The organism is Thalassospira sp. MIT121401 (assembly GCF_047125595.1).
Lineage (GTDB): Bacteria > Pseudomonadota > Alphaproteobacteria > Rhodospirillales > Thalassospiraceae > Thalassospira > Thalassospira povalilytica.
Genome location: NZ_CP138926.1, coordinates 3,353,033 through 3,374,616 on the forward strand (window position 1 = coordinate 3,353,033; position 21,584 = coordinate 3,374,616).

The window sequence follows — 21,584 nt, forward strand, 5'->3', positions numbered from 1 at the left end:
AAAAATATTTTTGCCTCCCTGATCAGGGTTCCCGGCGGCCTATCATTCGGGTGTGCCCTCACGTCCGGCACCGGGATCGGTCATTTCAGGTCGAAATAGCGTCCAAGCAATTCCGGCTCGTCAAAATGGCGTCGACCGACAAAGGCCGTTGCATGATGCCCCCACTGGCGCATGGCGCCGGGCTTATCAATCCCCAACGGCCACAAGATAAACCGTTCCAACCGTTCGGTGCCGGGCACAAAACCGTCTTCGTCATACAGGCTGGCAAACCCTGTCCCATCGCCAAGTGCAAGACTGCCAAGCTGCTGCTCTGCCACAAGGGCGGAGGCAACGGTGTGATGTGCCTCATATTGATCACGGGCCGTCACCGCCATCAGATAGTGACTGACGGCATCGATCCACAGAATCGGCCGGGCCAATACCGATGATGCCACCACACCAGCCGGACTTTCCGCCGTTTCGCGGATGTCGCCATCTTCGGGGGCTTCAATCCGGTGCAAAGACGGGCTTGGGAAAAACAGGTGATAACAACCACAGCCATGAATGGTATCGGCAATTAATGGCGCCCCCTTCTCATCAAGGGTCACCCGCCAGATCAGGGCATCAAGATGCCCGGCAAGAATGTCAAACATGCCCTGTGCCGGGCGCTCCGGGAACCAGACGGTATAGATGATTTGCGGATACCATTGATCATTGAACCAGGTGTGACCAAGCCGATAGAAAATCGATGGCCGATCAATATCGACATGCGCAACCGCCCCTTTGGCCGATAAGGACGGATGCCCGATCCGGTCGCTGTCAGACTGTACCCGGACGCGAAATTCCGGCGCATAGGCCCGGGCGATATTTTCAAGCTCCACCGCGGTTGGAACCAGCCGGCCAAATGCGTCCTTTCTGATGTCCTCTATGGCAAGGGTCGCGGCCCCGCCATCGTTTAGGCTGGACAGTTGATAGCTTTCCCATGCGCCAAGCCCAATCAACGCATCCGGTCCAAGGCCAAAACTGCCCAGATTGTCGCGCTTCCATCTCTCGTAACCAAAATGGGCCGCAAAAGCCGTCAACGGGTAAAACCCGGCGATCCGCTGAAAATCAAGATAGTCGTCCGGAACGAAAACCGACTTCGACAAAGCCTGATAATCAGCCATATCCAGTTGTGCTGCCATCTGATCTGCGCACTCTTCAAGACGCGCAAGTGATGACATCGACGCATCGCCAAGATTACGAAATTCCGATGCCCGCGCCGCACGATCAAGCCCGCGCATTTGCGCTACCCAGTCGGCAAAAAGCACATCAGCCGCCTGCCCGCCTGCGACCGCAGCGCCAACCTGTTTGCCCATCAGCACCGAATTACGATTTGCGCGCAAGAACGGGAACGCTGCCACTTTGCTGGTGGACGCGTTTCTTGTGCCGTAACTGGCGACAGCGTGATCAAAATCAGAAAGTTGTTGTGCGCAAACAGGTACGGATGTTGCAACATCACCCTTTTGCTGGCTTGCACATGCGCAAAGCAAGCTCAGAAGCACAATGCTCATATAGTGCGAACGAAACTTCATTTGTTTCTCCGTCACTGTTGTTGCCCACCCATTTGCGTGCCTGACCATTGGTGCGCATGAACAGGCTTGTTTTAAGGGTGTTACTTTTTCTCTTTTATACCTGATGGCAATATCAGCATGAACAGTATCTTTATCATAATGCGCAAATGCGATAAGCCATTTCGTCTGTTACGCGTCATCCGAATTGTTGCTGAATTCTGTATAAGGCCCAGTCCATGAAGTTTGAAGCCCTTGAAATTCCGGATGTAAAGGTTCTTTACCCCAAGCAGTTTGGTGACGAACGCGGGTTCTTTTCGGAAACTTATAGCCAAAATGCTTTCCGTGCTGCGGGAATTGAGGAAGTTTTTGTCCAGGACAATCACTCTTTGTCACGTGACACAGGGGTGCTGCGGGGTCTGCATTATCAGTGTCCGCCCTTCGCACAAGACAAACTGGTTCGTGTTGTGCGTGGTCGTATTCTTGATGTTTCCGTTGATATTCGCGCGCACTCAAAAACGTTCGGCAGATGGGTTGCGGTTGAAATCAGTGCGAAAAAATGGAACCAGATTTTCGTGCCAAAAGGATTTGCCCATGGCTTCGTAACGTTGGAACCTGATACGGAAGTTACCTATAAAGTATCTGCACCCTATGCACCTGAGGCAGAACGTGCCATCAAATGGAACGATATCGACCTTGCGATCAAATGGCCATTTGATGCCAGCGAAGTGATGCTTTCCACCAGAGACGCAGAAGCAATGACATTTGCTGAATATAGAAATGATCCAGCCTTTTAGGGCCGATCAAATTTGATCGAGTGTCTTGAGAACCGTCTGCAAATAGGTTTTGTAAGAGCTTACACCATAATATCCGATCAACTTCTCGAACTGATCGACCGATATCAAGCCGCTGCGTAGTGCTATTTCTTCCGGGCATGCAATCTTGAGGCTCTGACGGTTTTCTACCGTGCGGACAAAGTTTGCCGCATCAAGCATTGCACCATGCGTTCCCGTATCAAGCCAGGCATAGCCGCGCCCCATTTTCTCCACGCGAAGCTGACCACGTTCGAGATACGCCTTGTTCACGTCTGTGATTTCAAGTTCACCGCGTGCAGATGGCTTCACGGAACGCGCGATATCAACAACATCCTGATCGTAGAAATAAAGCCCGGTAACAGCATAATTGGACTTTGGCTCTGCCGGTTTTTCCTCGATATCCAGGGCAACGCCATTCCGGTCAAACTCGACAACACCGTAACGCTCGGGGTCCTGCACAAAATATGCAAAAACGGTTGCCCCTTCTTTCTGTGCCATCGCATTGGCGAGCAAATCCGTAAGCCCGTGACCAAAATAGATATTGTCGCCAAGAATAAGGCAACAATCATCATTTCCAATGAAGTCTGCGCCGACAATAAAGGCATCAGCCAAACCGCGCGGTTCAGTTTGCACCGCGTAATCCAGCTTCAATCCCCATTGGCTTCCGTCACCCAACAGTTCCTTAAATAGCGGCACATCACGAGGAGTACTGATGACAAGAATTTCTCTGATCCCCGCCAACATCAGGGTAGTCAGCGGATAATAAATCATCGGCTTGTCAAAAACCGGCTGCAGTTGCTTTGAAACCACAAGCGTTGAAGGATGCAAACGGGTTCCGGTACCACCAGCCAGAATGATCCCCTTACGCATGAAGGTTACCCTTCTCAAGATCGGTCAGCACCCGTCCGAGGCTTTCATCCAAAGACGGGAAATCGACACCAAAGACTTCTTTGACCTTCCTGTTTGACAGGGCGGAATAGGCCGGCCGCTTGGCCGCACTCGGAAATTCATCCGAACTGACTGGCGTCATCTGGCAATCAATCCCTGGCCAGTCAAATCCGAAAACATCCGCGCCGATGATCTGAATGCGACGGGCAAATGCGCACCAGCTTATTGGCTCGTCCGAAACCACATGGTAGGTGCCAGGTGTCTGAAATGCGTCTGCAACTGCAACCGGTAAAACCTGCAAGACTATGCGTGCAAGATCATATGCGCTGGTCGGGCATCCTATTTGATCATCGACAACCTTGACCTCATCGGTCTCTGCCAACAGGCGACACATCGTTTTGACGAAATTCTTGCCAAACGGGCTATAGAGCCACGACGTTCTGAAAATCAGATGTTTTGGGTTCAGATCACGAACCGCTTGTTCCCCGGCAAATTTTGTTTGTCCATATACGCTCAACGGTGCAATGCGATCCGTCTCGATATAGGGTTCTGTGGCATTTCCATCAAAAACATAGTCCGTCGAAAAATGAATGACCGGAATTGCCTGTTTTGCTGTCGTTTCCGAAATCACCCTTACAGCTGTCTCATTGACCGCAATTGCACGATCATGATCGCTTTCGGCAAGATCAACCCCGGTATAGGCGGCTGCGTTGATGACCAGATCAGGACGTATTTTGTCGATGGCGGCGGCAATGCCTGATGGACATTCAAGGTCGCAGATACGACGCCCGATGAAGATCAGTTCAATATCTGCGACTTTGGCCTGTTCTTGCGCCAGACACTTTGCCAATTGGCCGTTCTCTCCGAACACAAGTGCCCTAATCATCGCGTACCTCCACACCAAGGCCGGATCGATCAAGCGCATTTTGACGTTTTATAAACGGTTCCCACCAGGATTGATGATCGACATACCACCTCACCGTCTGACGTAATCCGGTCTCAAAACTGTATTTGGGGCTCCAGCCCAGTTCATCGCGCATTTTGCTCGGATCAATTGCATATCGCCAATCGTGCCCCGGTCGATCTTCGACGAATTCCACGACATCCTCAAACGCGACACGCGCATCGGATTGCTTGAGCTGGCTAACCGTTTCAAAAACGGTGCGAACAAGATCGAGATTTCTGATCTCGTTGCATCCACCTATATTGTATTTCTCTCCGACCCTGCCTCGGGTCAGGATGGTGAATAGTGCTTCGGCATGGTCATCGACATGCAACCAGTCACGTATATTCAATCCCTTCCCGTAAATTGGCAGCTTCTCGCCCTGCAACGCCTTGATGGTCATCAGAGGAATAAGCTTTTCCGGGAATTGATAAGGACCAAAATTGTTTGAGCAATTACTGATCAGGACCGGCAATCCATATGTCTGATACCAGGCGTACACCAAATGATCAGAACTTGCCTTACTTGCCGAATAGGGTGAGCTCGGTGCATAGGCGGTTTCTTCGGTGAAGTAACCTTCATCCCCCAGAGCACCGTAAACTTCGTCTGTGGATACATGATGGAATCGGAACGCGTTCTGCTCGGATCGCGTCAATCCTTCAAAATATGCGCGTGCCACTTCAAGCAGGGTGAAAGTGCCGACGATATTGGTCTGTATAAACGCGGCCGGGCCATCGATGGAGCGATCGACATGACTTTCAGCAGCGAGATGCATAACGGCGGTTGGTCTAAAATCCGCAAACAGTTTTTCAATTGCGCCTTTGTTGCAAATATCTTCTTTGCGGAAGCGATAATTTCCCTGTTCGGACACTGCTTCAAGGCCGCACAGATCGGCGGCGTAGGTCAACTTATCGATATTGAGAATGTCACAGTCATTGCGACCGGCCAGAAACCGACAGACCGCTGAACCGATGAACCCGGCACCGCCTGTTACAATAATCCTCATTGTGAACTCTTTGTCTGCAAGCTGCGTGTCATTCTGTGCAAGACACTGCAATCATTTATGAAATGCTTGCCAAATGTATTGCGGGGTCAATCCGTCAATTTGATGGCGCTTTCCAACGCATTCATGCCATTTTTCACGTGCAACAGCGCATTGATCAGTTTGCCGACCGAAAAGCGGCATAATAAAAAAGCCGGACGCATGAGCACCCGGCTTGATGATTCTTGTTAGTGAAAGTCGGCTTACTCAACCGTCACCGATTTCGCAAGGTTGCGGGGTTGATCGACGTCCGTGCCCTTATGGACGGCAACGTGATAGGCCAGCATTTGAACCGGGATGGTATAAAGGATCGGGGCGACGAAATCGGCGACCTTTGGCAGCTCAACCGTTGCCGATGCCATATCGCCAAGCTTGGAAAGCCCCGGCCCGTCCGAGATAAAGATCACCCGTCCACCACGTGCAGCAGCTTCCTGCATGTTTGATGCGGTTTTTTCAAACAGCTCGTCAGACGGGGCAATAACAATGATCGGAACCGACTGGTCGATCAGGGCAATCGGTCCGTGCTTCATCTCGCCTGCGGCGTAGCCTTCGGCGTGGATATAGGAAATTTCCTTGAGCTTGAGCGCTCCTTCCATCGCAATCGGATAGCCAAGCCCGCGACCGAGATACAAAACGTCCCGGGCATCGGCGATATCAAGTGCGAGCTTCTTAAGCGCCTCGTCATGATGCAGGACTTCGGCGGCATGTTTCGGCACTTCGGTCAGTGCATTGACGATGGCGGCTTCTTCGTCCTTGGCAAGGGTGCCATTTTCACGGCCAATGGTCACGGCAAGACATGCCAGAACCGTAAGCTGTGTGGTAAATGCCTTGGTCGAGGCAACGCCGATTTCCGGACCGGCATAGGTCAGAAGAACCACGTCACTTTCGCGTGCAATCGTGCTTTCAGGCACATTGACGATGGAAACGATTTTCTGGCCTTTGGATTTCGCATAGCGAAGGGCTGCCAGCGTATCAAGCGTCTCGCCAGACTGCGAAATAAACAGGGCAACACCACCCTTTGGCAGCGGCGGACAGCGATAGCGGAACTCGGATGCTACATCAACATCAACGCCAAGACCGGCATACCGTTCGATCCAGTGTTTTGCCACCAGACCGGCATAGAATGACGTGCCACAGGCAACAATCGTCAAACGGGTCGCATCGGCAAAGGAAAACGGCATATCAGGCAGCTTGATCGTCTGGGTCGCCGGGTTGATGAAGGCATGCAGGGTATCGCCAATCACGGCTGGCTGTTCGAAGATTTCCTTCTGCATGAAGTGATTGTAATTACCCTTGCCCATCATGGCGCCAGATACGGCCGACAGCTTGGTCTCGCGGGTGACATCAACATCATTTTCGTCGCGGACCTGAACGCTGTCACGGGTCATTTCGACCCAGTCGCCTTCTTCAAGGTAAATCAGCTTGTTGGTCAGATGCGACAGCGCCATGGCATCCGATCCCAGATACATCTCGCCTTCGCCCAAACCAACCGCAAGCGGCGTTCCACGACGTGCGCCAAAGATCACATCATGATGCCCGGCAATCATGATCACCAGCGCAAAGGCACCTTCGATCCGGTGCAGGGTTGCGGCAACCGCATCACGCGGTGATTTGCCCTGATCAAGGAAATCGGACACCAGATGCACGACAACCTCGGTATCGGTTTCGGTGGCAAAGACACGGCCCTTTGCCGACAGTTCCGCCTTGATATCCTGATAGTTTTCAATGATGCCGTTGTGAACAACCGCAACCTTGCCGTCGGTGTGTGGATGGGCGTTATTTTCGGTCGGCACACCGTGGGTTGCCCAACGGGTATGACCGATCCCGACATCACCGGCAAGCGGGCTTTGTTCCAGGCGGTTGGCAAGATTGATCAGCTTGCCTTCCGCACGGCGGCGTTCGATATCGCCATTGACCAGCGTTGCAATCCCGGCACTGTCATAGCCGCGATATTCAAGGCGTTTGAGGCCTTCCAGAATACGTTCGCTGACGCTGTCCTTGCCGATAATCCCGATAATGCCGCACATTTTTGTTACGTTCCTGCTTCAAATCGCTTGTCATATCATATGCACCGGTTGCACCGGCGCACGACACATTCAAATTCTGTCTGCCGGTCTATTTCTTGCCGGTCAGGGCGCGCATCTTTTCGCGAAACTTCGCAGCCCATCCGGCCTTTTCAATCCGCTCTGCCCGGGTCAGGGTCAGGGCATCTGCCTCAACCTTGCCGGTAATCGTGCTGCCCGCGCCAACAATCGCGCCATCGCCAATTTCAACCGGCGCCACAAGGGCCGAGTTTGACCCGATAAACGCACCGGCCCCGATATCGGTATGCTGTTTGCGGTAACCGTCATAATTGCACGTGATTGTCCCGGCCCCGATATTGGCCTTGGCCCCGACACGGGCATCACCGATATAGCTCAGGTGATTGACCTTGGCCCCGTCTTCGACAACCGCCTTCTTGATCTCGACAAAGTTGCCAACCTTGGCACCCGAACCGATTTCCGCCCCCGGACGCAATCGCGCATAAGGCCCGATATCAGCAGCATCGCCCACGACACAGCTTTCAAGATGACTGAACGCCCTGATCACGACGTTATCGCCAACCGTCACCCCCGGACCGAAAACCACATTCGGCTCAACAATCACATCACGGCCAAGCTTGGTATCGGCACACAGGAAAACCGACGCCGGATCAATCAGGGTCGCCCCATCATCCATCGCGGCCTTGCGCAGGCGATCCTGCATGATGGCCTCGGCAACCGAAAGCTGCGCACGAGAATTGACGCCAAGTGTTTCTTCCTCGTCGACCTCAACCGCGACACAGCGATGCCCGTTTTCACGGGCCACCGCCACCGCATCGGTCAGGTAATATTCACCCTTGGCATTGGCGTTATCAATCGCCTCAAGGGTCGCAAGCATGTCTTCGGCGCGGAAACACATCACACCGGAATTGCAGAAATTGATCGCACGCTGATCGGCGTCACATTCCTTGTCTTCGACAATCGCCAGAAGTTCACCCGATGTTGCGTCCGTCACCAAACGGCCATAGCCGGTCGGATCTTCGGGACGGAAACCAAGTACTGCTACCGCGTGATCACCTGCTTCGCGTGCGGCAACAAGCCGTTCAAGCGTTTCAGCCGTAAAAAGCGGACTGTCGGCATAAAGAACAAGAACATTGCCCGAAAGCCCAGCCAAGGCATCGCGCGCAGCCAGGACGGCATGGGCCGTTCCCAAGCGGTCTGTCTGCTCGAAAGTCGGATGCGGGGCGACCGTTTCGACCAGTTTGGGCATGTCCGGCCCGACCACAACCATGGTTTTACCGGCATTGAGCTTTGCCGCCGTATCAATCACGTGATTGACCATCGGTTTGCCGGCAACCTTGTGCATGACTTTGGGCAATGCGCTTTTCATGCGCGTTCCCATACCGGCGGCCAGAACGACAACACTTAACTCAAGTGACATTTATCAATCCGCTTGCTGCATTTTTGGTGCAGCATCCCCTGTTCGTGCTGCGCGCAGATCGCTTGTGACTGCGCGGCTATCTGATTTGCAGCAAGTCTTAGAACATATTCCATCCGGGCAAAAGCCCATAAAGAATCACGTTTTGTTACCGCCTGTTAGCGGATGTTACCGTTTGTTAATGGCATCAACTCGGTTAAGGTCCTCTGAATCTGTCGCCACAATGTCATCCCCTCGTATCGGAGCCCCAATCCAATGGCAAAATTCATTATGTTTGATCTCGACGGAACCCTGATTGACGGGGTCGATGATCTTTTGGTTGCAATGAATGGACTGCTTGATGCCCACGGGCTTGATGCACTTGGCCGTCACGATCTTGAAGCCATGCTCGGTGATGGCACATGGATGCTGACCAAGCGCGCCTTTGCCGCACGCGGTCAAACGCCGGATGACGCGACACTTGATGAACTCAATATCGACTTCAACAACCGCTATGTTGAAACCGATTACGCCTATACCCGTCTTTACGAAAATGCCCAAACCGTGCTGCGCCAACTCAAAGCAGATGGCTGGACCATCGCGCTGGCATCCAACAAGCCCGAAGGCCCGTGCAAGGCGATCCTGGCCAAACTTGGCGTCGCCGATCTGTTTACGGTCATCGCCGGTGGCAATTCATTTGAAGTCAAAAAGCCCGACGGACGCTTCCTTGAATTTGTTCTGGACAAACTCGGTTTTGACCGCTCCTCTGATACCGCCATCATGGTCGGCGACCATGCCAACGACGTCAACGCCGCCCGCGCGGCTGATATCCATGCCATCGCCGTTGCCTTCGAAGTCGATGCTACCCGTGCGAATTCACTGAGTGCCGATGCGGTGGTTACGGCTTATGAAAATCTGCCCAGCGCCATCAAATCCATCACCGGGCTTAAAGTTGCCTGAAACACCCAAGCATCAAGCTTCTTGGAGCATCCCCCATGCATTCATTCCAGCGCGTCGGGCGTTTCTGTCTGCTGATCTGTGCGGTCTTGGCATTTTCCCCGGCCGCACTTGCCCAGAAACCTGATCAGGGAAACGCGGACACGGACGGACTTGTACTGGATGGGGCATCCAGTCGCCAGGGGCAAGTTCCGGATCAAACCGTCGCGGTTGCAAACACCCCGTACCAATGGGAACTTCGCACCAGACAGGGCACCCAGACCCTGTTCATTCGCGACCGGAATAGTGGCGATGAAATTGCCGAGGAACTTGGTTGCTTCATGTGCGAAGGCGACGATGACAATTGCAATCAGGACGGCATCTTTGTTCTGACGGAACCCGGTATCAAAGACACAACCGCCTTCTTGCTGGTGTGTCATCAAGGCGCGCATTCACAACGCGCCCGACTGATTGCCCCGGCACAGCAATCCACCCCCGTCATTGATGTGACCGGTGCCTATTTCGTGGATTGGGAACTTGTCGACGGCACGCTCCTGATCACCCATGACGGTGAAGCGCCCAACAGCATCATCTGGCCATTGCCGTAATCTTAAAAGAAAACCCGGTCGACCTTTGGGCCGACCGGGCTTTGATTATCAGGGGAATTGAACCCCATGATGCCTAGTGACTGTCTTTGGGGATTTCCTTGCCACGATGACCGACAAGGAAGTCGAAGTCGGCACCGCGGTCGGCACCGATGACTGACTTGTAATACAGTGATGCATAGCCGCTTTGGGGAACCGGAATGGTGTTTTTCCATTCCTTAAGGCGCTTGGCCAGTTCCTCGTCGCTGATATCAAGATGCAGACGGCGGTTGGGCACATCAAGTTCGATCATGTCGCCATTTTGCACAACGGCAAGCGGCCCGCCTGCTGCGGCCTCGGGCGAAGTATGAAGGACCACCGTGCCATAGGCCGTGCCGCTCATGCGCGCATCAGAGATACGCACCATATCGGTGATCCCCTTACGGAGGACCTTGGGCGGCAGCCCCATATTGCCGACTTCGGCCATACCCGGATAGCCTTTGGGACCGCAGTTTTTCAGAACCATGACGCAGGTTTCATCGATATCAAGGTTCTCGTCATAGATCTTGGCCTTGTAATCATCGATGTCTTCAAACACCACCGCACGCCCACGATGGGTCAGAAGCGCCGGCGTTGCCGCAGACGGTTTAAGCACAGCCCCATTCGGGGCAAGGTTGCCCTTGACCACGGCAATACCACCGCTTTCGGTCAGCGCCTTGTCAAACGGGCGGATCACATCATCGTTCCAGTTACGGACATCCTTGACCTGATCCCACATGGTTTCGCCCGACACCGTCAGGGCATCATTGTGAAGCATCCCCGCCTCGCCCAAGGCCTTGATCACAACCGGCAAACCACCGGCATAGAAGAATTCCTCCATCAGGTATTTGCCCGATGGCTGAAGGTTCACAATGGTTGGGATATCACGGCCAAGGCGATCCCAGTCATCAAGGGTAAGGTCAATGCCGACACGTCCGGCAATGGCGAGCAAATGAATCACCGCATTGGTTGATCCGCCAATCGCGCCATTGACACGAATGGCGTTTTCAAACGCTTCCTTGGTCATGACGTCGGACGGTTTAAGATCATCCTTGACCATCTGAACGATGCGACGTCCGGTGATATGCGCCATCACGCGGCGGCGGCTGTCGACAGCCGGAATGGCCGCGTTCCCCGAAAGCGCCATGCCAAGAGCCTCGGCCATGCTGGCCATGGTCGATGCCGTTCCCATGGTGTTGCACGATCCTGGCGAACGCGACATGGCGATTTCGGCTTCAAGGAAGTCTTCGGTGCTGATCTTGCCGGCCTTGCGGTCCTCCGACAGCTGCCAAAGCGACGTCCCCGAACCGATATCCTGACCGCGCCATTTGCCATTCAGCATCGGCCCGCCGGTCACAACAATCGCCGGGATATCAACACTGGCTGCCCCCATCAGAAGCGACGGCGTCGTCTTGTCACAGCCAACCATCAGAACCACACCGTCAAGCGGCGTGCCACGCAGGGCTTCCTCGACATCCATGGCCGCAAGGTTACGGAACATCATTGCCGTCGGACGCAGCGTGCTTTCACCGGCTGAAAATACCGGGAATTCAAGCGGCAGGCCGCCTGCTTCGTAAATGCCGTGTTTGACCCGTTCGGCAAGATCGCGCAGATGGGCATTGCACGGGGTCAATTGCGACCAGGTATTGCAAATCCCGATGACCGGGCGACCATCAAACAGGTCCGAGGGCAGACCCTGGTTCTTCATCCAGCTGCGGTGATAGATATTGTCCTTGCTGGTTCCGCCGAACCAACCTTCTTGTGACCGCAAAACGCGCGGCCATGGTGCCGGTTTGAACTTCGTCATGCCCGAATTCCTTTTTGACTTATTATCGAGACGGGTCCGAAAACATGCGGCCGGGAAAACCGCATCGGGGACAAAGAACGACACATTCTGGCAACCAGCCGGCCTTGCTGGCAGATATGATCCAGAAATATGCCGTTCCGCGTCATCGTATTGTTAGGCCTTGTTCTTGTTGTAGACATCAAAGATCACAGCGGCGAGAAGCACCAGACCCTTGATCACCTGTTGCCAGTCAATACCGACACCGATGATCGACATGCCGTTATTCATGACACCCATGATCAGTGCACCAACCACAGCCCCGATCACCTTGCCAACACCGCCCGACATTGACGCGCCACCAATAAAGACCGCGGCAATAACATCAAGCTCGAATGCAAGACCGGCTTTCGGTGTTGCCGTATTCAGGCGCGCGGCAAAGACCAGCCCGGCAAGGGCGGCCAGCATGCCCATATTGGCAAAGGTAAAGAAGGTCAGGCGTTTGGTATTGATACCCGAAAGCTTTGCCGCCTTTTCATTGCCACCCAGCGCATAGATGCGACGCCCCAGGGTCGTTGAATTGGTGATAAAGGTGAAAATCGCGATCAGAAGCGCCATGATGATCAGAATGTTGGGCAAACCGCGATAGGTCGACAGCAGATAGGTAACAAACAGGATGGCCAAACCCGCAACTGCGTGTTTGACAATAAAGAATGCCATCGGTTCATCCACCGCAGCAAACTTTGCCTGTTTGGCGCGTGCACGCAGACCAAGGATCGGCAACAACGCCGCCAGCACCACACCGATGGTCATCGAAAAGACGTTAAAGCGGCCTTCGATAAACCCGTCAAAAATATCAGGCAGGAAGCCCGAAGACATTGCCTGGAATTCGGACGGGAACGGACCGACCGAAGCCCCGCCAAGCAGGGCCAGTGTCAGGCCCTTGAATACCAGCATCCCGGCAAGGGTAACGATAAAGGACGGGATGCGCCAATAGGCCACCCAGTAGCCTTGGGCGGCACCAATGATCGCCCCAACCACCAGACAGGCCGGAATGACAAAGGCCGTCGGCAGGTCCCAGTTCACAATCATCACCGCGGCAAGTGCGCCGACAAAGCCGACAACCGAGCCGACCGAAAGGTCAATATGCCCGCCGACAATCACCAGCAACATGCCAACAGCCATGATGATGATATAGCTGTTTTGCAGGAACAGGTTGGTCAGGTTGACCGGTTTGAGCATGATGCCGTCGGTCAGAACCTGGAAGAAGGCAAGAATGGCAACCAGCGCAACAACCATTCCATATTCGCGAATATGGGTGCGCAAATAGTAGCCGATTGATTTGTTATCCGTATCCGTCATTGTCCGTTCCTCACGCTTTCAGGATCATGCGCATGATTGCTTCCTGGCTTGCATCCTTTGCTGCAAGCTGCCCTTTGATCTCACCTTCGTTCATCACATAGATGCGATCGCACATGCCCAGAAGCTCCGGCATTTCCGACGAGATCATGATGACCCCCTTACCGTCGGCTGCCAGCTGGTTGATAATCGTATAAATTTCGTATTTCGCACCGACATCGATGCCGCGCGTCGGTTCGTCCAGAATCAGGACTTCGGGGGCGGCAAACAGCCATTTTGACAAAACGACCTTCTGCTGGTTCCCGCCTGAAAGATTGACGACCTTCTGCCCGACATTCGGCGTGCGAATATTGATTTTCTTGCGGTAATCCTCGGCAACGGATCGTTCGGCCCCGTCATTGAGCACCCCCCGTTCCGACACCCCGCCCAGATTGGCCAGTGTGATATTGGTGGTGATGCTTTCATCAAGGATAAGACCCATTTCCTTGCGGTCTTCGGTCACATAAGCAAGCCCCGATGCAATCGCCTTTTCAACGGTCGATACATCAACAGGTTTGCCCTTGATCAGAACGTCGCCCGAAATGTCGGTACCATAGGATTTGCCAAAGATGCTCATGGCAAGTTCGGTACGCCCTGCCCCCATCAGCCCGGCAATCCCGACAACCTCGCCTGCGGCAACATCAATGCTGACATTATCGACGACCTTGCGTTCGGGATGCAGCGGATGGGTTGCCGACCAGTTGCGGACCTCCATCAGTTTTTCCGTGCTGATATTTGGCGTCCGTTCGGGATAGCGGTGCGCCATATCGCGCCCGACCATGTCCTTGACGATATCGTCTTCGGTAATGGTGCCGGCCCGCGCATCAAGGGTTGAAATCGATTTGCCATCGCGAATGATCGTGATGCGGTCGGCAACGCGATTGATCTCATTCAGCTTGTGCGAAATCAGGATCGATGTGATGCCCTGCGCCTTGAATTCCAGCAACAGATCGAGAAGCTTCTGGCTGTCATTTTCCTGCAAGCTGGCGGTCGGCTCGTCAAGGATCAGAAGCTTGACCTTTTTGGACAGCGCCTTGGCAATTTCAACCAGCTGCTGTTTGCCAACACCGATATTGGTGACCAGCGTTGCCGGATTTTCCTTAAGCCCGACCTTGGCAAGAAGTTCGCCCGTGCGCGCAAAGGTCGCAGGCCAGTTGACCACGCCATTTTCGGCAATTTCGTTGCCCAGAAAGATGTTTTCGGCAATCGACAGCAACGGCACCAGGGCCAGTTCCTGGTGAATGATGATGATGCCGCGTTCTTCGCTGTCGCGAATATCCTTGAATGCCTGAACGCTGCCATCATAAAGAATGTCGCCTTCATAGGTCCCATGCGGATAAACCCCGCTCAGAACCTTCATCAGGGTCGATTTGCCCGCGCCGTTTTCGCCGCAAAGCGCGTGGATTTCACCACGTTCAACCTTGATGCTGACATCATCCAGCGCCTTCACACCCGGAAAGGTCTTGGTGATGTTCTTCATTTCCAGGATGGTATCCATCCGGTCCTCCCACTGCTGTCACGGGACTGACAGCACCTTTATCTACTTGGTCTTTGTTGTCCTGGATTTCAGGAAAATTCCCGGGCCCTTAAAAGGCCAGCCTTATGGGCAATCGTCCATTGAAACAGGCCGCCCGGCCACATTGCAAAGACAGTCTTTCAGACGATGGAACCCGGCGGGATGCCATCGGCACCACACCGGGTTCGACCGAAATTTTCAGACTTATTTTACTTCGTCTTCGGTGTAATAGCCCGAACCAACCAGGATTTCTTTCCAGTTGGACTTGTCGACCATCACCGGCTCAAGCAGATAGGAAGGAACAACCTTGACGCCGTTGTCATAGGTTTTGGTGTCATTGATGGTCGGCTCACGACCGGCAAGAACATCATCAACCATCGAAACGGTCACACGTGCAAGTTCACGGGTATCCTTGAAAATGGTGGAATACTGTTCGCCTGCCAGGATCGATTTGACCGACGGCAGTTCGGCATCCTGACCGGAAACGACCGGCATTTTCATATCGCCCGAACCGTAACCGACACCTTTGAGCGACGACAGAATACCGATCGACAGACCGTCATAGGGCGACAGAACGCCATCAATCTGTTCATCGGTATAATAAGCCGACAGAAGGTTATCCATGCGGGCCTGTGCAACCGCACCGTCCCAACGCAGGGTGCCAACCTTATCCATGCCCATCTGGCCGGATTTGATCACGATATCGCCGCTGTCGATCAGCGGCTGAAGAACCGACATCGCACCGTTATAGAAGAAGTAGGCATTGTTATCATCGGGCGATCCGCCGAACAGTTCGACATTATAGGGCGGCTCACCCGCAGCGGCCAGACCATCGACCAGCGAGGTTGCCTGCTGAACGCCGACCTTGAAGTTGTCAAACGTGGAATAGTAATCGACATTGGCACTTTCGCGGATCAGACGGTCATAGGCAAAGACCTTGATCCCTGCTGCTTTGGCATTTTCCAGCGCATTCGAAAGAGTGGTACCGTCGATCGCCGCAATCACCAGAACATCAACGCCTTTGACGATCATGTTTTCGATCTGGGAAAGCTGGTTCGGAATGTCGTCTTCGGCATATTGAAGGTCGGTTTTATAGCCAGCGGCTTCAAACTGTTCGACCATGGAATTGCCATCAGAAATCCAACGTGCCGAAGATTTGGTCGGCATTGCGATCCCGACATAGCCTTTGTCAGCAGCATGTGCATAGCCGCCGGAAATCATCGGGCTCATCATTGCGGCCGCGCCAAAGGCGACCCCTGCCATTACGGCACTGAGACGTTTCATTGCTATCCTCCCTACAAGACACAGCATATCAGCCATTTTTTTGTGCCCGACTTTCCCAGGCAGATTTCGCCCGAATATGTCGTGTCTTTGTTTTCAATTGATAATGCATCCCATTTCCCAAAGGACACGGCGACATTATTCAGACCCTCAACATAACAATCAAATAAGTAATTTCGAAACTTGCATATCAAAATTGATATACTAAAATCCCGGCACAGAGGGGGTGCATCATGACCGAGTTTCGCAATAACCAGCCGCTAAGTTCGGCCAAATCCTTGCTTTTCAGGTCCGGGAACCTGTTTCAGCGCGGCCTGAAACTCAGCCACCTGCGCATGATCGTCGCGATGGAGGAAACCGGACAAATCAGTCTGGCGGCCGACATGCTCAAAACATCCCAGCCCGCGGCATCACGGTTGCTGTCGGAAATGGAAACCATCCTTGAAGCCCGGCTGTGCGTGCGCAGCCCGCGGGGCATCGAAATGACCAATGCGGGGCGCGCTCTTGCGCGGCGTGCACGCAGCATGCTGATTGAAATCCGCGAAGCCGAACGCGAAATCGAAGACATCAAACATGGCGGCGGCACCGTTTTTGTCGGGGCGGTGACGGCCGCGGCTGTCGATCTGGTTGTGCCCGCCATTCGCAGTGTCCAGTCGGTCAATTCCCTGTTGGAAGCCCATGTCAGCGTTGGTCCGTCAAATTTGCTGATCAAGGATCTTCTGGCCGGTGATCATGATTTTGTCATCGGGCGTGTCCCCGAAGATATGGACCCGCGCCAGTTCAATATCCGCGAAATCCGAAGCGAGAAAATCCGCCTGATGGTGCGGACCGGTCATCCGTTACTGGATGCAACAACCCCGATCACATTGGCCCGGCTTGCCAAATTTGAATGGATATTGCCCCCGCCGGGCAACCTGATGCGGCGCACGATCGAGGATGTGTTTATTTCGCGCCATCTGCCACTGCCTCATTCAAGTCTGAACTCGGCATCATTGCTGGTGACGCTTGCGACCCTTGCCGATACGGATGCCATTGCACCAATGGCCGAAGAAGTCACAAGCCTGCTTTCAAGCGGCGGCCTGATTACCGAATTGCCATTTGACGGCATGATCGAAATCAAACCCTATAGCCTGATCACGGCGCGCGGCCACCGGTTATCCCCGTCGGCCCAGCTTGTTTCCGATCATGTGCTGGCCCGGATCGAAAAGCCGAACAGTTAAACCAATATTGTCACCCGCCCCAATCAGCGCGATATATCAACACGGCGATTGTGGTTAATGGCTGTGCGGATGTGTCAAAGTCGCGTAAACTCCTGTCACACAACAAGATACGTTCTGATCGAGAAGCATAGATGCTGCGCATTACACGAAATCCCGGGGCCCTGATCGCAATCTGCGCTGCACTTGTTGCATCGCCGGTTCTTGCATCAGGCAATGAGGAGCCGCAATCAGACGGTCCGGCCTTTGCCCTGATGGATTTGCGCGGCACAACGGCATGGGCGATCAGTACCTATCAGTGGCTTGAACCGAGCGAGGATGCACTTGATGCCGTAATCGGTTCGGTTGGCAAAGGCCCAATGCGGCTTGATCTCGTCATGGACAATATTGTCCCGTCCTATTGTGAAATGCGCCCCGATCCGCAAATCTGCGACGGGCCGGGAAATCCGGTTTCTTGGCTTGAAGATGTTCCGCAAACCATCTGCATGGAAATTCCGTCGCCGGTTCGCGCCCGTCACCGGGGGATACTGGCAAACGCCAGCCAGCTCTGTCTTGAACCGACCAACAACCTTGCCTTTCCCAAGGACTGGCCCGAAGGCACATCCTGGTCACAAATCCATCTGCATCAAACCGTGATCCCGACAAAAATCACTGTCGAACAGGATACGGCAACAATCGAACTTGTGATCTCAGATGCGATTGCCACCCGTCTGGCAACCCTGTCCGAACAGGGATACGGCCCGGTTCAGATCGGCTGGGATCAGGCAACATTGCGCAAGACCCTTGGTCCGCAACTTGATCAGTTCATTGCCGGTGACGATGAAAATTGCGCCTTCCTTCAGCGCAATCTTGATCCGTCGGGGCTTGGCTATCTGGTGCTTGATGGCAAGCTTGTGCGTGTTTCGCTTTATGCGGATGAATATGATGTGGCCACCAGTCTTGTGCGCACGTCCCAGGGCGTTTCACTGGGATCGACCCGCGAAGACGTTCATGCCGCCTTTGGCAATGCCGAACTGGTCGAAGAAGAACACGAATATCTGGGTGCGGATGCGCGCTATGTCACATGGTGGACCGATGCTGCAAAATCACGGGGCATCCGGTTTGAATTCAACGAAGACGGGGTTGTAACCGCAATCCATGCCGGGAACGAAGCCATCACCCTGGTCGAAGGCTGCTCCTGACTTTTTCAAAGGCGGCACTGGCCGACTGCCCGAAGACCCGTCATTGTTTTCCCCACCCCTAATTCATTGAAAGATCGACGCTTTTCCTTTGGCGTTGACAAGCATCCCCAACGCCGTCAAAAGCGCATTCCGCACGGCTCCTGTGCGGATCAAAAACCAACAACAATATTGCCATCACCTCGCCGCAAAGCATGACCAAAAGGCTTGCTCGCGGAGACAAACACGAATGCAAACGCCGATAACGTCCAACCTTGTTGTCATTACCGGGGGTCCCGGTTCTGGCAAGTCCACCCTGATCGAATATCTTCATGCACAGGGCTATGATATCTGCCCTGATGTGGCGCGCCCGCTGATTGCCGAACAGCGCGAACGCGGCGGCAATGCCGTGCCCGGCGAAGATGATGATGCCTTTGCCGGATTGATGACCCGGCGGGCCATTCGCGCCTGGCAGAACGGCATGGAATGCCACCCGCGCACCGTTTTCTGTGACGGCGCACTTCCCGATATTCTGGCCCATCGCCGGCTGGCAAAACTGCCCGATGATGCCGCCCTGATGCGGACGATCAAGATGTATCGCTATCGGCGCTGTGTCTTTGTCCTGCCGCCATGGTCGGAAATTTATCATACCGATGAAATCCGGACACAGGACTTCGCCAGAAGCGTCAAAACATATGTCCGCCTGTGCCAGGCCTATATCGAATGCGGTCATGAATTGATCGAAATTCGCAAAGGTCCGGTTCAACAGCGCGCCGCCCAAATTCTGTCCCGACTGAAACTCTAAGCGATATCTGATGACCAAATCCCGCCTTTACCCTGCCCTGAAGATCAACCACATCCCTGCTATCATCGGCATGACCACAATGATCGCAACCACCCTGCTCGCCCCAATGGCACAGGCTGCGTGCTATGACTGGCCTTTGCGGGAATACCGTGGTGAATTTGCCTATGACGGTGACACCATCTATGTCGCCATTCCGGGTCTTCCGGGCGAAATTGCCAATATGTCGGTGCGCGTGCGCGGGGTTGATACGCCCGAAATTCGCGGCAAATGCGAAAGTGAAAAACAACTGGCCCAGCAGGCCCGCGATTATGCGCGCAAGCGCCTGAAAACCGCCAAGGCCGTTGAATTCTGCGAACCGGAATGGGGACGCTATGGCGGGCGCGTGGTGGCATCGGTCCGCATTGATGGCAGCCCGCTTGATCTTGAACTGATCGATAACGGACTTGCCCGCCCCTATGACGGCAAAACCAAACGCCAGCCATGGTGTCAGGGCTAAGTCCAATTTGGCCTGTCAGACCGTCACATTGGTGTGAAGCCACTGGACAATCGCGATAATCCGACCATCTTTGGGGACAAGAAATCAAACATCCCGACGACCAAAGATGTGAAGTGACCGAATATGAGCAAATATCACAAAGACCCGGATGCGATTGCCGATCTGTCCCCGGAACAATATCACGTGACACAGGAAAACGGCACCGAACCGCCGTTTCGCAATGATTTCTGGGATCACAAGGAAGACGGGCTTTATGTCGATATCGTATCGGGCGAACCGCTTTTCACATCGCGCGACAAGTTCGATAGCGGCTGTGGCTGGCCCAGCTTTGTGAAACCGGTCGAAAGCGACCATATCGTCGCGCGCGAAGACAACACCCACGGCATGCGCCGCATCGAAGTCCGGTCAAAACATGGCGACAGCCATCTGGGTCATGTCTTCCCCGATGGGCCACGTGATCGTGGCGGATTGCGATATTGCATCAATTCGGCGTCGCTTCGCTTTATCGCAATCGACGATCTTGAGGCCGAAGGATATGGCGATTACCGCCATCTGTTCGAATAATCAGACAAAAAAGACCGGTGCAAAGCCGGTCTTTTTATTTGTATGATAAATAGCTCGCCCGGTTAAAAATCACCCGGCGCACATTGCAGGCATGTCAGGCCCATATCGCGCCATTTATCAACAACGCGCCTGCGATCATCCACCACCAGCCACGGATTGAACCCATCGGCAATGATTTGGGCCAGAAGGTCTTCCTTGACCTCCTCATCACTGCGATGATCGGCATCGATGGGGCGCAGATACATGCCGTCAAACGGGATATTATGGGCACGAAGCCAGGCTTCGGACCGGTGTTGCCAGCCCGCCGGGCGGCCAGAACAGATCACGATCGCATGCCCGGAAGCATGAAGAATGCGCAACAGCCGTTCGATATTTTCAATCGGTTTGGCATGGTCCATCGCATCGAAAAACGCATCCCACTGTTTTTCCACACCATGAACCAGATGCCCCAATTCATCGGCATCGAAATGCGCCAGTGTTCCATCCATGTCAAACACCACCGCATCGCGCAGATCGGCTGAATTCGGGCGGGTTTGATGCGCATCGGCCTGTGCCATATTCACGCGGAGATCTCCTTGATCAGGGTTTCGGTCAGATTTTCATATTCCCATCCGGACTTGACCGGACGGAACAGGATCGGGGTGGCATTGGGCACGCGTGGCCCGTCGGCCTCAAACCCGGTCATGTAAAGGATGCAGCGCGCCACCCCGGAATGGGCAACAATCACCGTGAGCTCGTCGCTGACTTCTGCCAGTGCCTGTTGCATGGCAAATGAAACACGCTGACACATGGCATCAAATCCTTCGCCATTGGGCGGGGTGTCAAAGCGCGGGCACAGCTCGGCAATCGGGCGACCTTCAAGATCGCCCCAATGACGTTCGCGCAAACCGTCAAGCACCCTGGCCTCGTAATCAGGCAGAACAAGGTTGGCGGTTGTGCGTGCACGGTCTTGCGGGCTGACATAAACTGCGCGCCAGCTTGCCTGTGCCATCAATGGCGCAATGGCAAGAGCCTGTTCGCGGCCGGTTTCATTGAGCGGCGGCTCGTTCGATCCGGCAATGATCCCTGCGCGGTTGGCATCGGTTTCTCCGTGCCGGATGAACACAAACGGCAATTTCGGAAAATCGAACTTTTCAGCAGCATAAATCATGAT

At 54.1% G+C, this 21,584-nt stretch carries 20 protein-coding genes; 8 read left to right on the forward strand and 12 right to left on the reverse strand.

Annotated features, from left to right (window positions below; translation table 11 throughout):
• Positions 1-80: 80 nt before the first annotated feature.
• Positions 81-1,553, reverse strand: coding sequence for a hypothetical protein (locus tag SIB88_RS15470; protein ID WP_412558437.1), 1,473 nt, complete (start codon positions 1,551-1,553; stop codon positions 81-83).
• A 215-nt stretch (positions 1,554-1,768) separates the two neighbouring features.
• Between SIB88_RS15470 and rfbC the strand changes: the two genes are divergently transcribed.
• Positions 1,769-2,326, forward strand: a complete 558-nt coding sequence (rfbC, locus tag SIB88_RS15475) for a dTDP-4-dehydrorhamnose 3,5-epimerase (protein ID WP_412558438.1) — start codon at positions 1,769-1,771, stop codon at positions 2,324-2,326.
• Positions 2,327-2,332: 6 nt separating this feature from the next.
• Here the strand turns inward: rfbC and rfbA are convergent, their stop codons facing one another.
• From rfbA to glmU, 5 genes are all read right to left on the reverse strand, one after another.
• Complete coding sequence (gene rfbA / locus SIB88_RS15480) at positions 2,333-3,214, reverse strand: glucose-1-phosphate thymidylyltransferase RfbA (RefSeq protein WP_412558439.1); 882 nt, start codon at positions 3,212-3,214, stop codon at positions 2,333-2,335.
• Entirely contained in the window at positions 3,207-4,118 is a 912-nt protein-coding gene (gene rfbD / locus SIB88_RS15485; RefSeq protein WP_250284111.1) for a dTDP-4-dehydrorhamnose reductase, read from the reverse strand. Before rfbD ends, rfbA begins: the two co-directional genes overlap by 8 nt.
• Positions 4,111-5,181 carry a dTDP-glucose 4,6-dehydratase gene (rfbB, locus tag SIB88_RS15490; protein WP_250284113.1) on the reverse strand — a complete coding sequence of 357 codons (1,071 nt, stop codon included), beginning with the start codon at positions 5,179-5,181 and terminating at the stop codon, positions 4,111-4,113. The genes rfbD and rfbB overlap by 8 nt, the downstream gene beginning before the upstream one ends.
• A gap of 239 nt (positions 5,182-5,420) precedes the next feature.
• Positions 5,421-7,244 (reverse strand): glutamine--fructose-6-phosphate transaminase (isomerizing), encoded by a 1,824-nt coding sequence (glmS, locus tag SIB88_RS15495; RefSeq protein WP_101247724.1) that lies wholly within the window; start codon positions 7,242-7,244, stop codon positions 5,421-5,423.
• 88 nt (positions 7,245-7,332) lie between these two features.
• Complete coding sequence (gene glmU / locus SIB88_RS15500) at positions 7,333-8,679, reverse strand: bifunctional UDP-N-acetylglucosamine diphosphorylase/glucosamine-1-phosphate N-acetyltransferase GlmU (protein ID WP_412558440.1); 1,347 nt, start codon at positions 8,677-8,679, stop codon at positions 7,333-7,335.
• Positions 8,680-8,931: 252 nt separating this feature from the next.
• On the opposite strand from glmU, the gene SIB88_RS15505 reads away from it, so the two are divergent.
• On the forward strand, positions 8,932-9,615 hold the full coding sequence (locus SIB88_RS15505; RefSeq protein ID WP_412558441.1) for an HAD-IA family hydrolase: 684 nt from the start codon (positions 8,932-8,934) through the stop codon (positions 9,613-9,615).
• Between the two features lie 35 nt (positions 9,616-9,650).
• Positions 9,651-10,199 (forward strand): hypothetical protein, encoded by a 549-nt coding sequence (locus tag SIB88_RS15510; protein WP_412558442.1) that lies wholly within the window; start codon positions 9,651-9,653, stop codon positions 10,197-10,199.
• Between the two features lie 73 nt (positions 10,200-10,272).
• Here the strand turns inward: SIB88_RS15510 and araD are convergent, their stop codons facing one another.
• From araD to chvE, 4 genes are all read right to left on the reverse strand, one after another.
• Positions 10,273-12,021 carry an L-arabinonate dehydratase gene (araD, locus tag SIB88_RS15515; RefSeq protein WP_068518650.1) on the reverse strand — a complete coding sequence of 583 codons (1,749 nt, stop codon included), beginning with the start codon at positions 12,019-12,021 and terminating at the stop codon, positions 10,273-10,275.
• A 153-nt stretch (positions 12,022-12,174) separates the two neighbouring features.
• On the reverse strand, positions 12,175-13,359 hold the full coding sequence (gene mmsB / locus SIB88_RS15520; RefSeq protein ID WP_250284122.1) for a multiple monosaccharide ABC transporter permease: 1,185 nt from the start codon (positions 13,357-13,359) through the stop codon (positions 12,175-12,177).
• Positions 13,360-13,369: 10 nt separating this feature from the next.
• Entirely contained in the window at positions 13,370-14,893 is a 1,524-nt protein-coding gene (mmsA, locus tag SIB88_RS15525) for a multiple monosaccharide ABC transporter ATP-binding protein (RefSeq protein WP_412558443.1), read from the reverse strand.
• Between the two features lie 222 nt (positions 14,894-15,115).
• On the reverse strand, positions 15,116-16,195 hold the full coding sequence (chvE, locus tag SIB88_RS15530; protein WP_068518653.1) for a multiple monosaccharide ABC transporter substrate-binding protein: 1,080 nt from the start codon (positions 16,193-16,195) through the stop codon (positions 15,116-15,118).
• A gap of 230 nt (positions 16,196-16,425) precedes the next feature.
• Here chvE and SIB88_RS15535 point away from each other — a divergent pair, with 230 nt between their 5' ends.
• The 5 genes from SIB88_RS15535 to msrB all read left to right on the forward strand — a co-directional run bounded on the left by SIB88_RS15535 (position 16,426) and on the right by msrB (position 20,431).
• Positions 16,426-17,412 carry a LysR family transcriptional regulator gene (locus SIB88_RS15535; protein WP_068518654.1) on the forward strand — a complete coding sequence of 329 codons (987 nt, stop codon included), beginning with the start codon at positions 16,426-16,428 and terminating at the stop codon, positions 17,410-17,412.
• A 131-nt stretch (positions 17,413-17,543) separates the two neighbouring features.
• Complete coding sequence (locus SIB88_RS15540; protein WP_412558444.1) at positions 17,544-18,590, forward strand: hypothetical protein; 1,047 nt, start codon at positions 17,544-17,546, stop codon at positions 18,588-18,590.
• A gap of 226 nt (positions 18,591-18,816) precedes the next feature.
• A complete protein-coding gene (locus tag SIB88_RS15545) occupies positions 18,817-19,371 on the forward strand; it encodes an AAA family ATPase (protein WP_068518656.1) in 555 nt (184 codons plus the stop codon).
• Between the two features lie 10 nt (positions 19,372-19,381).
• Positions 19,382-19,867, forward strand: coding sequence for a thermonuclease family protein (locus tag SIB88_RS15550; protein WP_412558445.1), 486 nt, complete (start codon positions 19,382-19,384; stop codon positions 19,865-19,867).
• Between the two features lie 123 nt (positions 19,868-19,990).
• Positions 19,991-20,431 carry a peptide-methionine (R)-S-oxide reductase MsrB gene (gene msrB / locus SIB88_RS15555; RefSeq protein ID WP_068518657.1) on the forward strand — a complete coding sequence of 147 codons (441 nt, stop codon included), beginning with the start codon at positions 19,991-19,993 and terminating at the stop codon, positions 20,429-20,431.
• Positions 20,432-20,493: 62 nt separating this feature from the next.
• On the opposite strand, the gene SIB88_RS15560 is transcribed toward msrB, so the two are convergent.
• The gene (locus SIB88_RS15560; protein WP_068518658.1) at positions 20,494-20,988 is read right to left on the reverse strand and encodes a polynucleotide kinase; all 495 of its coding nucleotides are present in this window, start codon (positions 20,986-20,988) and stop codon (positions 20,494-20,496) included.
• 2 nt (positions 20,989-20,990) lie between these two features.
• Entirely contained in the window at positions 20,991-21,581 is a 591-nt protein-coding gene (locus SIB88_RS15565) for a histidine phosphatase family protein (RefSeq protein WP_250284131.1), read from the reverse strand.
• Between the last annotated feature and the right edge of the window lie 3 nt (positions 21,582-21,584).